The organism is Rhizobium sp. O111 (genome assembly GCF_055616315.1).
This window is the reverse complement of record NZ_JBSHXL010000001.1, coordinates 2862810-2875465: the sequence shown is the minus strand read 5'-3', so window position 1 is coordinate 2875465 and position 12656 is coordinate 2862810. Positions and strand designations below refer to the sequence as shown.

11 protein-coding genes and 1 pseudogene are annotated in these 12656 nt (G+C 63.7%); 7 read left to right on the top strand and 5 right to left on the bottom strand.

Annotated elements, in window-relative coordinates:
- Positions 1-209: 209 nt before the first annotated feature.
- From ACVTFQ_RS14515 to ACVTFQ_RS14505, 3 genes are all read left to right on the top strand, one after another.
- Positions 210-1664: a glutamate synthase subunit beta gene (locus ACVTFQ_RS14515; RefSeq protein ID WP_037182865.1), complete on the top strand. Its 1455-nt coding sequence runs from the start codon at positions 210-212 to the stop codon at positions 1662-1664.
- A gap of 160 nt (positions 1665-1824) precedes the next feature.
- Positions 1825-2577, top strand: a complete 753-nt coding sequence (locus tag ACVTFQ_RS14510; RefSeq protein ID WP_146618501.1) for a hypothetical protein — start codon at positions 1825-1827, stop codon at positions 2575-2577.
- 118 nt (positions 2578-2695) lie between these two features.
- Positions 2696-3328, top strand: a complete 633-nt coding sequence (locus tag ACVTFQ_RS14505) for a LysE family translocator (protein WP_111563388.1) — start codon at positions 2696-2698, stop codon at positions 3326-3328.
- Between the two features lie 61 nt (positions 3329-3389).
- Here the strand turns inward: ACVTFQ_RS14505 and ACVTFQ_RS14500 are convergent, their stop codons facing one another.
- On the bottom strand, positions 3390-4142 hold the full coding sequence (locus tag ACVTFQ_RS14500) for an SDR family oxidoreductase (RefSeq protein ID WP_111563387.1): 753 nt from the start codon (positions 4140-4142) through the stop codon (positions 3390-3392).
- Between the two features lie 98 nt (positions 4143-4240).
- On the opposite strand from ACVTFQ_RS14500, the gene ACVTFQ_RS14495 reads away from it, so the two are divergent.
- On the top strand, positions 4241-5152 hold the full coding sequence (locus tag ACVTFQ_RS14495) for an AraC family transcriptional regulator (RefSeq protein ID WP_111563386.1): 912 nt from the start codon (positions 4241-4243) through the stop codon (positions 5150-5152).
- On the opposite strand, the gene ACVTFQ_RS14490 is transcribed toward ACVTFQ_RS14495, so the two are convergent.
- Entirely contained in the window at positions 5131-6021 is an 891-nt protein-coding gene (locus tag ACVTFQ_RS14490; protein ID WP_111563385.1) for a LysR family transcriptional regulator, read from the bottom strand. The genes ACVTFQ_RS14495 and ACVTFQ_RS14490 overlap by 22 nt on opposite strands.
- Before the next feature lie 144 nt (positions 6022-6165).
- On the opposite strand from ACVTFQ_RS14490, the pseudogene ACVTFQ_RS14485 reads away from it, so the two are divergent.
- A pseudogene (locus ACVTFQ_RS14485) lies at positions 6166-6405 on the top strand (Atu4866 domain-containing protein); the annotation flags it as partial.
- A gap of 44 nt (positions 6406-6449) precedes the next feature.
- Positions 6450-7292, top strand: coding sequence for an oxidoreductase (locus ACVTFQ_RS14480; RefSeq protein ID WP_111563383.1), 843 nt, complete (start codon positions 6450-6452; stop codon positions 7290-7292).
- A 45-nt stretch (positions 7293-7337) separates the two neighbouring features.
- On the opposite strand, the gene ACVTFQ_RS14475 is transcribed toward ACVTFQ_RS14480, so the two are convergent.
- A complete protein-coding gene (locus ACVTFQ_RS14475) occupies positions 7338-8573 on the bottom strand; it encodes a DUF459 domain-containing protein (protein WP_111563382.1) in 1236 nt (411 codons plus the stop codon).
- Positions 8574-8670: 97 nt separating this feature from the next.
- Complete coding sequence (locus tag ACVTFQ_RS14470; RefSeq protein ID WP_111563381.1) at positions 8671-9894, bottom strand: lytic murein transglycosylase; 1224 nt, start codon at positions 9892-9894, stop codon at positions 8671-8673.
- A gap of 201 nt (positions 9895-10095) precedes the next feature.
- On the opposite strand from ACVTFQ_RS14470, the gene galU reads away from it, so the two are divergent.
- Positions 10096-10983: a UTP--glucose-1-phosphate uridylyltransferase GalU gene (galU, locus tag ACVTFQ_RS14465; protein WP_018899750.1), complete on the top strand. Its 888-nt coding sequence runs from the start codon at positions 10096-10098 to the stop codon at positions 10981-10983.
- Positions 10984-11031: 48 nt separating this feature from the next.
- On the opposite strand, the gene ACVTFQ_RS14460 is transcribed toward galU, so the two are convergent.
- Complete coding sequence (locus tag ACVTFQ_RS14460) at positions 11032-12582, bottom strand: outer membrane beta-barrel protein (RefSeq protein ID WP_112950013.1); 1551 nt, start codon at positions 12580-12582, stop codon at positions 11032-11034.
- Between the last annotated feature and the right edge of the window lie 74 nt (positions 12583-12656).

Below are 12656 nucleotides of genomic sequence, written 5' to 3'. Positions count from 1 at the left end.
TCCGCCACGTGCCAATCGTGCGTGGCGGATACCGAAATATCTCGATGACCCATGGCGACTGCGCCGACAGCAATCCTGTCACAGTCTCATGGATGGTTCTCAAGGGGATATGTTCTAATGACGGTTCAGCAACTTGCCCCGGTTAACGGGACTGAAAACAGACAACTGGCTGCGGTGAGGCGGTCATGAGTGTAAGGGAAGACAGCAGCATGGGTAAGGTAACAGGGTTTCTGGAAATCGACCGGCAGGTGGCGAAGTATCAGCCGGCGTCGGACCGTATCCGGCATTTCCGCGAATTCACGATCCCGATGTCGGACCCGGAAGTGCAGAAACAGGCCGCGCGCTGCATGGACTGTGGCATTCCCTATTGCCATGGCCCGACCGGCTGTCCCGTGCACAACCAGATCCCCGACTGGAACGATCTGGTCTACAACAACAACTGGGAAGCAGCGATCCAGAACCTGCATTCGACCAACAACTTCCCTGAGTTCACCGGCCGCGTCTGCCCCGCTCCCTGCGAGGAAGCCTGCACGCTGAACCTCGAGGATGCGCCGGTCGCCATCAAGACCGTCGAGCAGGCGATCGCCGACAAGGCCTATGAGCTCGGCTTCATCCGGCCGCAGCCGGCTGCCGTTCGCACCGGCAAGAAGGTCGCGATCATCGGTTCGGGCCCTGCCGGCATGGCGGCGGCCCAGCAGCTCGGCCGCGCCGGCCACGAAGTGCATGTCTATGAGCGTGAATCCAAGCCCGGCGGCCTGCTGCGCTACGGCATTCCCGACTTCAAGATGGAGAAGAACTTCATTGATCGCCGCGTCGAGCAGATCTCGGGCGAGGGCGTGACCTTCCATTGTGGCGTCAATGTCGGCGTCGATCTGAAGGTCGAGCAGCTGATCGCCGATCACGACGCCGTTCTCTACTGCGGCGGTTCGGAAACGCCGCGCGAAGCCGGTATTCCGGGCTTCGACCTCGCCGGCGTTCATGACGCGATGCCTTATCTCGTGCAGCAGAACAAGCGCGTCGGCCGTGAAAACATCGACAGCGTCGGCTGGGCTTCGGACCCGATCCTCGCCGGCGCCAAGCATGTCGTCGTCGTCGGCGGTGGTGATACCGCATCGGACTGCGTCGGCACGGCGTTCCGCCAGGGTGCCGTGAAGGTCACCCAACTCGACATCCGTCCGCAGCCGCCGGAGAAGGAAGACAAGCTCGCCGTCTGGCCGTTCTGGGCCACCAAGATGCGCACCTCCTCCAGCCAGGCCGAAGGTGCTGTCCGCGAATTCCAGGTGGCGACGCTCGAGTTCATCGGCGAAGACGGTGTTCTGACCGGCGTCAAGTGCTGCGAAGTCGACGAGCGCCGCAAGCCGATCGCGGGCACGGAGTTCATCATCAAGGCCGATCTCGCCTTCATCGCCATCGGCTTCAGCGGCCCGTTCACCACGAGCGTGCTCAAGGAACTCGACGGCAAGCTGACGCTCAACACCGACCGCCGCGGCTCGACGAACGTCGTTGCCAACGACCGCGACTACAAGACCTCGGTCGACAAGTTCTGGACGGCGGGCGACGTGCGCCGCGGCCAGTCGCTGGTCGTCTGGGCGATCCGCGAGGGACGCCAGGCGGCGCGCGCCATCGACGAGGCGCTGATGGGCTCGACGGTTCTGCCGCGCTAAGCAGCCGGGAAGTTTGGATTGATTTTGGCTCGGGGCTGCGCTTGCGCGGCCCCGAGCTTTTTGTGCCGCATGCTGCCCCTACCGAGAAAGTCTATCTGGCGGCTGGCGCGTCAGTTCGGCGAGTATGGACGGACTGTTTGTTGTACGGGGGTCAATGAATATGTCTGTTCGATCTGTCATCAGCATTGTCGCGGCTTTCCTCTGCGTCGCGGCATCGCCGGCTTGGGCCTGGGAGCGTGCCGGCTACGTCGATTATCCGGCGACGGCGAAGTGCCTGAGCGAGAACATGTGCCTGCTGGTCAGTTGCCCGGCCGTGGGTGCGCCGAGCTTCGAGATGGTCATCTACGAGCACGGCAAGGCGACCGGCGAGCCGTTTGATATCATCATCGATGGCCGCACGTTCACCTTCAATCTGCCGGAGCGCGGTGCCCACGATCTCTATCGCTGGCCACTTGCCGATGATTTCTCCGATGCCCTTCAGAAGGGGAGCCGGGCGACGCTGGCTTTCGATCCGGTCGGCCTGCCCTATGCGTTTTCGCTGCGCGGAAGCGGGGCTGCCGTGCGGCGGGTGCTTTCCGGCTGCGGATCGTCGTCCGCGCCCGTCGTCACCGCGGCGGCATCGTGCGAGCGTCTCTCCGGCCTCAGTTCGGAGACCGATTGCCAGGTGGCCACGACGACAGGCGAGGTCGTGGACCTGACGTTGAAGGCCTCGGGGCAGGCGATCGAGGGCTTCCAATTCAAGGACAAGCATGGCACCGGCTACATCAACGTCGATCCGCCAGGCAATGCCAAGGTCATCCAGGCAAAGCTGATGACGATCATCGGTCCGGGTGCGAAGCTGAAGATCGAGGTGCATGGATGCGGAGCGGCCGCCAGTGTGGAGGTGCTGTCGGCGGTTGAGGTGATCGAGTAGGCGGGTGCGCTGAAACTGATGTCGGGATGTGCCGGTGCGCCATGGTCAACCGCGATGCGGCGATCTATGGTGCGCGGGCCATCGCTTCGCATGGCTATGCGGCAAGGAACAACACCGGATGCCATCGACCGAACTGCTGATCACCTTCTTCGTCACGACCGCGCTCTTCGCCTATATTCCCGGGCCGGCCATGCTTTATGCCGCAGCACAGACGCTGGCACGCGGACGGCGGGCGGGCTTCATGGCGACGCTCGGGATCCATGTCGGTTGCTATGTGCATGTGATCGCGGCTGCCGCCGGCCTGTCGATCATCTTTCATGCGGTGCCGGTGCTCTATATGGCGGTCAAGCTCGCGGGCGCGGCCTATCTGGTCTGGCTCGGCATCTCGCTGTTTCGCAGCAAGTCTCAAGGGGAGACGACGCTCGCTGCCATCGATCCGAAATCCGGCCGGCGGGCCTTTGTCGAGAGCATCTCGATCGAGGTGTTGAACCCGAAGACGGCGATCTTCTTCCTGGCCTTCCTGCCGCAATTCATCGATCCCGCCGCCAGCTTTCCGGTCTGGCTGCAATTCGTGCTGCTGGGGACGATCGTCAATTTCATCTTCTCGTCGGCCGATATCGTCTGCGTGATGCTGGCGGGCGCCGTGGTATCGAGGCTGAAGCGCTCGGGCTCGGCGCAGCGGCTGGTGCAGCGCGCAGGCGGGGGGATACTGATCGGCCTCGGCGCGCATCTGGCGCTGCAGCGGAGTTAGCCGACACGATTGGTTTGGGCTCGGGACTGCCTGGCGCGGCCCCGAGCTGCAAGGTCGGTTTTTAGAGGCCTGCTTCGGCCATCCAGAGTTCCGCATCGGCACCGCCTGGAATACGCAGTGGCGCGGATGGATCGGTCGCAGCCCGCCAAACGGCCTCGGCCACGTCGGCGGCATGGGTCACCGGGCCGGTATCGTCCTGCACGTTCTTGATGAACTGCTGGAGCATCGGCGCGTAATCGGCATCATCAAGACCACGGAAATGGGGGCGGGCGTTTTCGCCGAAGCGCGTGGTTGGCGAGCGGCCGGGCAGAACGATATGCACCCGTACGCCGAACGGCTCCATCTCGACCGCCAAGGATTCCGTCAGCGCGTTCACGGCGGCCTTGCTGGCGCGATAGACGCCGATGACCGGCAGCGTCTTCACCGTCACCGTCGAGGTGACGTTGATGACGACGCCCGCGCGGCGCTGGCGCATCTGCGGCACGACGGCCTGGACCATCGCCAAGGTGCCGATCGTGTTTGTCTCGAACAACGAGCGAACGGTCTCCGGCGCGGTGAGCTCGATGGGGGAAGGGGCGCCGAAGCCGGCGTTGTTGACAAGTACGTCTACATGACCGGCTGCCGCCACGGCCTCGGCGATGCTTGCCGGGTCGGTGAGGTCGAGCGCCAGGATGCGCAGGCGTTCGGAGGCCGGCAGCAGGTCGGGGTCGGGCTTGCGCATCGTCGCGATCACGTCCCAGCCACGGTCTAGAAAGAGTTTCGCGGTCTCCAGGCCAAAGCCGGACGAGCAACCGGTGATCAATATCGTGGGCATCTGCGTCTCCAATCGAAAAGGAATGATTGCAGGGTAGTGACCGCATGCGAGACTTGATATAGGCTGCAGTCTCCATTTCTTTAGCGATAGTCCTGATTGTGGCCGTTGATCCCCTTGCCGAAATCGTCACGCTGCTGCAGCCCGCAGCACGTTTTTCGAAGCTGGTCGAATGCGCCGGCCTCTGGCGGATTGAACGCGAGGCCACGGGCGAGCCCTTCTATTGCGCTGTCATCGAGGGGCGTTGCCGCGTGGCACTCGGGGAGGAGCCGCCGTTCATCCTCGAAGCGGGCGACTTCGTTCTGGTGCCGGCGATGCGTGATCTCGTTAATGAGAGCATCGATGCGCCGCGCGATCTGCCCGCCGCCGTTCCGATACAGATGAGCGATGGTCGCTTCCGCGTTGGTCGTCCCGATGGGCCGGCTGATCTGCGCATGCGCATCGGGCATTGCAGCTTCGGTTCACCGGATGCCGCACTTCTGGTTTCGCTGCTGCCCGATGTCGTTGTCGTTCGCGGCGAACCGCGTCTGGCGACGCTGATGCAATTGGTCGGCGAGGAGACACGCGAGCGGCGGCCGGGGCGGGAGCTGGTGCTTGAGCGGTTGCTGGAGGTGTTGCTGATCGAGGCGCTCCGATCCGGCACGCAGCCGACAGGTGCGCCTGGGCTCAGCCGTGGTCTGGCGGATGAACGGCTGGCGGCGGCGCTGCACGCGCTGCATGAACGGCCGGCCCATCCGTGGACAGTGGCGGATCTCGCAACCGAGGCGTCGCTTTCCCGATCGGCCTTCTTCGCGCGTTTCAGCCGTGTCGTCGGCCTGCCGCCGATGGAGTATCTGCTGGCCTGGCGCATGGCGCTCGCCAAGCAGCTGCTGCGCGGTCGTGAGTTGGCGATGGATGAGGTGGCGGAGCGCGTGGGTTACGGCTCGGCGAGCGCGTTCAGCGTCGCCTTCTCGCGATATGCGGGCGTGCCGCCGGCCCGGTATGCCCGCAGTCAGCCTCTGCTTGAGAGGTGATCGACCAGCACGCGCAGCTTCTGCGGCTGGCGGTGGCGGCGGGGGTAGTAGATGTAGAAGCCGTCGAAGGGTGGGCAGTAGCTTTCGAGAAGCGGCACGAGTTCGCCGCGCGCGATATAGGGCGCGAAAGTCTCGACCATGCCGAAGGTGATGCCGGCGCCTGAAGAGGCCATGCGCAGCATCATGCCCATGTCGTTGGTGGTCATGTCGGGATCGACCGCGACATCGAAATCGCGGCCGTTCTCGGTGAACTCCCAGCGGTAGGGGGCGGTGTCGGGTCTGGGGCGCCAGCCGATGCAGACATGATCGACGAGATCGCGGGGGTGTTGCGGCGCGCCTCGTCGCGCGATGTAGTCGGGCGACGCGACGGCGCATTGGCGCTGGGCTGACGAGACCGATACGGCCACCATGTCCTGCTCGATCACCTCGCCCAGCCGGATCCCCGCATCGAAGCCGGCCTCGACGATATCGAATTCGCCGTCGGTGATGGTGATATCCAGGCGCAGCTCCGGATACTTCGCCATGAAGCCTGCCAGCAGCGGGCCGGAGATGACGCGTTCGGCGATGGACGACACCGCGATGCGCAGCAGGCCGGATGGCCGCGCGCGGACCTCGCGTACGGCTTCGATCGCCTCCGCGACGCGACCGGCGGGCTCCTTCACCAGGGATTGGAACAACTCGCCGGCTTCGGTCAGCCGCACGCTGCGGGTGGTGCGCTGGACGAGCGTAACACCAAGCCGGTCTTCCAGCCGCTGCAACGCCTGGCTGACGGCGGAGCGGGTCACGCCCAGCCGCTCGGCGGCGACGCGGAAATTGCGCGCTTCCGCGACGGCAAGGAAAACGGAGATGCCTTCGAACTGATCGCTCATTGGTTAGTATAACTAACCAAGCTATCTCGGATTGGCAACTCGTTCGATGCCAATGTCGCCCCTATCTCTCATCCCATGGCAAGACGGAAGAGCCGTCGCCTGCAATCGCATCGGCCTCGCTAGGCCGGAAAGAGGAGAGAGATGATGAGCGATCACCCCTATGTCGGCATGTGGATCACCGATGACGGCCGGGTTCGGCACGAGCTTCTGGCCACCGGCCGATACGACGAGGCGCGCGGCAACCGCGAGAGCGCCTATCAGGGACGCTATGAAGTGCGTGGCGCTCACATCGACTACTGGGACGACACCGGCTTCACCGCCGACGGCGATTTCGTCGACCGCGACACGCTGCACCATGGCGGCATGATCCTGCGCCGGCGCTAAGCCGCCGACGAGACAATGGGCTCAGAAGCCCGGAAGGAGACGACATGACTGATACTTCCCCCATCTGGTTCATCACCGGTGCTTCCTCTGGCCTCGGCCTCGCGCTCGCCGAAGCCGTGTTGGCGCGCGGCTGGCGGGCGGCTGTCACCGCGCGCAAGCCTAGTGCGCTCGACGATCTGGTCACGCGCTACGGCGATCAGGTGCTGCCGCTTGCGCTCGATGTGCGGTCCAAGGCGTCGATCGACGAGGCGGTCGCTGCGGCGGAGAAGCATTTCGGCGGCATCGACGTGCTGGTCAACAATGCCGGCTACGGCTATCTCGCGGCGATCGAGGAGGGCGATGACCAGGAAATACGCGACCAGTTCGAGACCAATGTCTTCGGCCTGATCGCGGTGACCAAGCGGGTGCTTCCCGGCATGCGCGCGCGGCGTCGCGGGCATGTGTTCAACACGTCGTCGCTCGGCGGCCTCGTGGCCTTCGCGGCAACCGGCTATTATCACGCCACCAAGTTCGCGGTTGAGGGCTTGTCGGAATCGCTCTCTCACGAGGTCGCGCCGCTCGGGATCAAGGTCACCATTCTGGAGCCGGGGGCGTTTCGCACCAACTGGGCCGGGAGCTCGATGATCGAATCGGCGACCGTGATTGACGACTACGCCGAGACGGCGGGCAAGCGCCGGGCTGCGACCCGTGCGGTCTCCGGCAATCAGCCGGGCGATCCGGCGCGTGCCGCAGCGGCCGTCATTGCCGCCTACGAGGCGAAGGAGCCGCCGTTGCGTCTGCTGCTGGGCGCGCCGGCGCTGAAGATCGCGCGCGAGCGGCTGGATGCGCTGCGGTCGAATTTCGACGCCTGGGCGGATGTGACGCTGAGTGCGGATTTTCCGAGCTGAGATAGCCGGGCGGAGAGACGGAGGCGTGCGTGCGAGCGCCCGCTTCTACTTGACCGAGACCTCGGCCGTCGATTTGGCGGCGGGGCGGCTGTAGTCGTCGACGCGGCCGGCCGGGGGCTTTGCCATCTCGCCATCCTGCACCAGCTTGTCGCGCGGCGATTTCGTGGCACTCACGGGAATGGCGGCGCCGCCGAGAAGGGCCGTGCCGCCGTCGAGGTTGGGGTCGGAGAGCGCGATCGGATCGGTGTGGTCGGCAGGGTTCGACGACAGGCCGATCGCCGGCGCGCTGCTGTTGTCGAGGCGCACGAGATCGGGGCTTGCCTGGGTGCCGAGGATGCGGCGGGCGGGCTTTTCGACGTAGAAGGCGACCTTGCGGCGGCCGGCATCGGTCATGTTGATGCCGTCGGAGGTGCGCAGGCGCACCTGTTGGCCGTTGATGTCGGAGCCGGTGACGATGAAATCGCCGCTCTCGCTGACGAAGCCATCCCAGATATCGACGAATTCGCCGCCGATCGATTCCACCTGCTTGCGGTAGACCTGGTTCATCTGCGCCGCATCCGCCATCATCGAGGGTGAATCGAAGGCGGGCAGGCCGACCCAGAGCAGCGGGATCTTTCTAGCCGTCACCGCCTTGCCGAAGGCGAGAACGCGGCGTTGATACTCGGTGTACCAGCCATCGGTGCGGAACTTCTCCTTGCCGACATCGGTCACCATCTGCTGGCGGTCATTGGCGCCGAGCATGACGACGACCATGGCGGGCTTGGTCTCGTCCATGAATTTCGTCAGCTGCGTCGGCCAGTCGTAATAATCGTCGCGCACGAGACCGGAGGCGACGTTGCTGTGGGTTTCGATGAGGATGCCCGGCGAATCCTGGAAGGCCGCATCCATGCCGACGCCGAGGCCGCCGGCCAGGAAGTCGCCGACAACGAGGATCTTCTGGGCGTTGTCGAGCTTCTCGACGACCTTCTCTTCCGGTGCGATCACGGGTGCGGCGCGCGGGGTGGAGACGGCGGCCTTGGGTGGCGCCTTCTTCTTGCGCTGGGGGGCGGCGCGCGGCTGCGTGTATTGGCCGGGCGCCTGCGGGGCCTCGTCGATGTAGCGGCGGCCCAAGAAGAAATCCATGAGCGAGCGGCGCTGATAATAGCGCTGTTCCTGTGCTTCGGCCGACACGGGCGGCAGGACAGAAGTGGAAAAGACCAGCACCGCCGTACCCAACGCGCCCCAGCGGAGCATGCCGCGAAGGCCACTGTTGGCTGTTGTCTGATCTACTCGTTTACGCATATCGGCCGCCCTGCATCGACGCTTATTTTCTCATGGAGCGGGACGGGCGTCCACACCCCAAAGCGCGGTGCGCGTGTTTTTGATCGCGACGTGACGGCTATTTGCGAAGCGCGTTCAGGAGCGGCAGCGAGGGTTCGCCATCCGCCTGCATGCCGATGCGGCCCTGGACGGCGGCGATCGCGGCCTTGGAACCACTGCCGAAATTGCCGTCGACTTCGCCGTCATAATAGCCGAGCGCCTTGAGCCTAGTCTGGAGCTCGAACTTCTCCTTGACGTCGAGCGTGCCATCCGGGCGCGGCCAGCGCTGCTTCATGCCGCCATAGCCGGCGATCTCGTCGGCAAGCAGGCCGACGGCGATGGCGTAGCTGTCAGAGGCATTGTACTTCTTGATGGTGTAGAAGTTGCTGGTCATCAGGAAGCCGGGGCCGTCATTGCCGGCAGGCATCTTCAAGACCGCCTTGCCGGAGCCGTCCTTGAAGCCCATGCCGCTCGGCCGCTTCAGGCCAAGGGCCGACCACTGCGACAGCGTCATGGTCTTGCCGACGTGCTTCAGCGCGCTCGATGGCACCTGGACTTCGTAGCCCCAGGTCTTGCCGAAATCCCAGCCGTTCTTCTTCAGGAGATTGGCGGAGGTGGCGAGCGCGTCGGGAACCGAGTTCCAGATGTCGCGATGGCCGTTGCCATCGGCGTCGACGGCGTAAAGCAGGTAGCTGGTGGGGATGAACTGGGTGTGGCCCATGGCGCCGGCCCAGGAGCCGGTCATGCCGTCGGGCGAGATGTCACCGTTCTGCAGGATCTTCAATGCGGCGATCAGCTGCTTCTGCGCGAACTTGGTGCGCTTGGCGTCGGCATAGGCGAGTGTCGCCAGCGCGCGGGGCACGTAATGCAGCCTGTCGTCCTTCTCGAGCACGGCGCCGTAATTCGATTCCATCGACCAGATGGCGAGCAGAATCGTCTTGTCGACACCGAAGTTCCGCTCGATCCAATTCAACGTAGAGGCGTGTTTGGCCATCATCTTGCGGCCGATCTGGACGGTATAAGGATTTACGCGAGAATCCACGTAATCCCAGATTTTCGTCGTAAATTCAGGCTGATAAGTAGCCTTTTCCAGCACCGTAGGGTCAGGGTCGCTGACGCCTGAGAAAGCTTTACGATAAGTTGCCTTGCTGATGCCATTTTGAGCGGCAGTTTGATAGAAGTCCGCGATCCACTTCTGGAACCGCTGGTCGGCCATGGCGTTAACAGGCGCCAGACTGGCGGATGCGGTCATGATGAATGCGAATGCAAGACCACGAAGGGAGATTTTGTGATTTTGAGTCATCGGCGGTCATCCGTCCTTTCGTTTCAGGCACAGCAGAGCGCAAAAATTCCGCTCAGGCCTGAGACTACCCGAACGGAGTCAACAAATTCTTTACCATGACGCACGAACACAGTCACTATTTGCAAAACCGTAGCAAATCTCATCTAATCCGATCAAAATCGCGTTATATTTCAAGCGTTAGAATCATCCCAGGAGGCCTGTGTGGCAGAGCATAAAAAAGTTCGCAAAGCTGTATTCCCGGTCGCCGGTCTCGGCACGCGCTTCCTTCCGGCCACGAAGGCCGTTCCGAAGGAAATGCTGACTGTCGTCGACAAGCCGATCATTCAGTATGTGGTGGACGAAGCGCTGGAAGCCGGGATCGAGCATTTCGTTTTCGTGACGGGCCGTAACAAGCACATCATCGAAGACTATTTCGACATCCATTTCGAGCTTGAGCAGACGCTGCGCGAGCGCAGCAAGAACGCCGAAATCACACTGCTCGCAGGCCAGCTTCCCAAGGCTGGTACCGTGAGCTTCACGCGTCAGCAGGAGCCGCTCGGCCTCGGTCACGCCGTATGGTGCGCCCGCGAGATCATCGGCGACGAGCCTTTCGCGCTGCTGCTTCCCGACATGATCATGAAGAGCGAAGCCAAGGGCTGCATGAAGGGCATGATCGACCTTTATGCCCAGAGCGGCGGCAACATCATCGCCGTCGAAGAGTGCGCGCCCGATCAGGCCCACAAGTACGGCATCGTCGGCGTCGGCGACGCGATCGGTGACGGCTTCCGCATCACCGGCATGGTCGAAAAGCCCGCCAAGGGCACCGCGCCCTCGAACTTCTTCATCAACGGCCGCTACATCCTGCAGCCTGAAGTGTTCAAGATCCTGGAAACCCAGGAACGCGGCGCCGGCAACGAGATCCAGCTCACCGACGGCATGCTGAAGCTCCTGAAGGACCAGGCTTTCGCCGGCTACCACTTCAAGGGCACGACCTATGACTGCGGCGCCAAGGATGGCTTCATCCTCGCCAACGTCGCCTTCGCGCTCGAGCGTGCGGATATCCGCCCGACCGTGATCGAAGGCTTCAAGGACCTGCTCAAGGGTCTCTGATATCAGGCGATCAAAGGGGAGGCCGCAGCGCGGTCTTCCCGATCGCTATCAGCGTTTCAGCTTCAGACCGACGCCGGCCCGCCATTGCTGCGAGTCGGCGCCGACTTTTCTGGAGGTGAGTTCGTAGCCGATGGTGCTCGTCAGATCGAGATATCGGTTGATGTTCCAGGTCAGGCCGGCGCTGGTCGTATAGACCGTCTCGTCGCTGATCGCGCTATCCGATGGGTAGTCGCGCAAGGTTATCCCACCCAGGAAAGTTCCAACCAGATTGTCGCGCAGCTGATGCGTGACCGTCGTCGTCATTGCGCGCGAGATATAGCCCGCGACACCCGGCGTGGTGGATGGCTGCAGGCTGGTCTGCAGGCCGAAGTCGATATCCGTGCCGCGCAGAGGCGACCAGCGGACGCTGGCATCGAGCACGGTTGCGTCGATATCCGACAGCCGGTTGTCGTCAAAGCTAGCGATCTCATAGCCGACGCCGACTTCGCCGCGCAACTTTTCGCCGAGATCCACCTCGACGCCGACCTTGGCGCCGTAGCTGTCGCCGGAGCGCTGGTAGCCCGCCACGTCGGTCGTCTGGTCATACACCGTCTTGCCGACATTGCCTTCGATGAAGGGGATCAGGGCAGGCGACAGCTCGTAGCCGATGCGGCCGCGCAGGGTGCCCGATGTCTGGTCGCGGTCGCTGAGTGAGACGACGGTGCCATCGGGCAGCGTGGCGTCGGAATAGATCGTGCGGGTGAAATCGATGCCGGTGCTGCCGCGCAGGATGCCGAAGTCGCGCTCGATCGAGGCGCCTAGGGTGAATTCCTGCACGTCGGATTGCTGGTCGGCGTTCTGGATGGCGTTCGGGTCGTCGGTGTCTTCGCGGTAGAAGTGGTAGCCGCCGGTGATGTGGGCCGTGGTTTCCTCGGGGAGATCGAGCCTCAGATCGCCGTTGATCCGGAAGTCCGGCTGCTCCTCGCCTTCGCCGCTGACATTCTTCTGCCACGCGCCCTCGCTGGTGATCAGCAGCTGATGCAGCGCCCAGTCCGACGTCAGCGTCGTCTTCATGTCAGTTTCGAGGAAGGCGCGCGTCTGCTTGACGTCGCCGTCCTTCTGCGTCTCGGTGTTGATGCTCTGCGTCACGGTCGGGCGTAGCACGAAGGTGCCGACGCGGATGCCAGGGGTTTCCTCGGTCGAGAGATTGACGTCGGGCTTGCGCGGCCTGCGCTCGTCGAGCGGGGCTTCGCGGGTATTCAGCCGCATCATGTCTTCGTCGAGAATGGAGCCGGTGGTCTCGTCGCTCGGCTGGTCGCCTGATGTGGTTTGCCGTGCGGTCGCGCTGGTGTTGGCGCTGGTGCCGTTCGCATTGGCCGGGTCGTCGGCGGATGCCGTGGCGCCGGGTATCGCCGTGCCGTCATCCTGTTGACCGCCTGTTGCATCGGGGGTGGCGATGTAGGCGGACTGGGCAAGCGGGGAAGACGAGGCGGCCGTGCGCGCTGATTGGGCGAGCGCCGAAGTGGGGGCTGCGAGCTCGAGACCTGCCAGCGCCACGGACACGGCAACGCCCGCCGCGCGGAGCGGCGTCAGACTGCTCGTATGTCTCCAATGGCCCATATGGTTGCGCTCGGCATGCTTCGAAGTGGTTACCCGAACGTAAAGCCTCGTGGTTAACCATTCGTTGCCATTTG

What these genes read in the sequence shown, in the direction of transcription:
- ACVTFQ_RS14500 (WP_111563387.1), bottom strand. Translation starts at nt 4,142, where the DNA reads ATGCCCACGATATTGATCACCGGTTGCTCGTCCGGCTTTGGCCTGGAG.
- ACVTFQ_RS14460 (WP_112950013.1), bottom strand. Translation starts at nt 12,582, where the DNA reads ATGGGCCATTGGAGACATACGAGCAGTCTGACGCCGCTCCGCGCGGCG.
- ACVTFQ_RS14490 (WP_111563385.1), bottom strand. Translation starts at nt 6,021, where the DNA reads ATGAGCGATCAGTTCGAAGGCATCTCCGTTTTCCTTGCCGTCGCGGAA.
- ACVTFQ_RS14515 (WP_037182865.1), top strand. Translation starts at nt 210, where the DNA reads ATGGGTAAGGTAACAGGGTTTCTGGAAATCGACCGGCAGGTGGCGAAG.
- ACVTFQ_RS14510 (WP_146618501.1), top strand. Translation starts at nt 1,825, where the DNA reads ATGTCTGTTCGATCTGTCATCAGCATTGTCGCGGCTTTCCTCTGCGTC.
- ACVTFQ_RS14505 (WP_111563388.1), top strand. Translation starts at nt 2,696, where the DNA reads ATGCCATCGACCGAACTGCTGATCACCTTCTTCGTCACGACCGCGCTC.
- ACVTFQ_RS14480 (WP_111563383.1), top strand. Translation starts at nt 6,450, where the DNA reads ATGACTGATACTTCCCCCATCTGGTTCATCACCGGTGCTTCCTCTGGC.
- ACVTFQ_RS14470 (WP_111563381.1), bottom strand. Translation starts at nt 9,894, where the DNA reads ATGACTCAAAATCACAAAATCTCCCTTCGTGGTCTTGCATTCGCATTC.
- ACVTFQ_RS14475 (WP_111563382.1), bottom strand. Translation starts at nt 8,573, where the DNA reads ATGCGTAAACGAGTAGATCAGACAACAGCCAACAGTGGCCTTCGCGGC.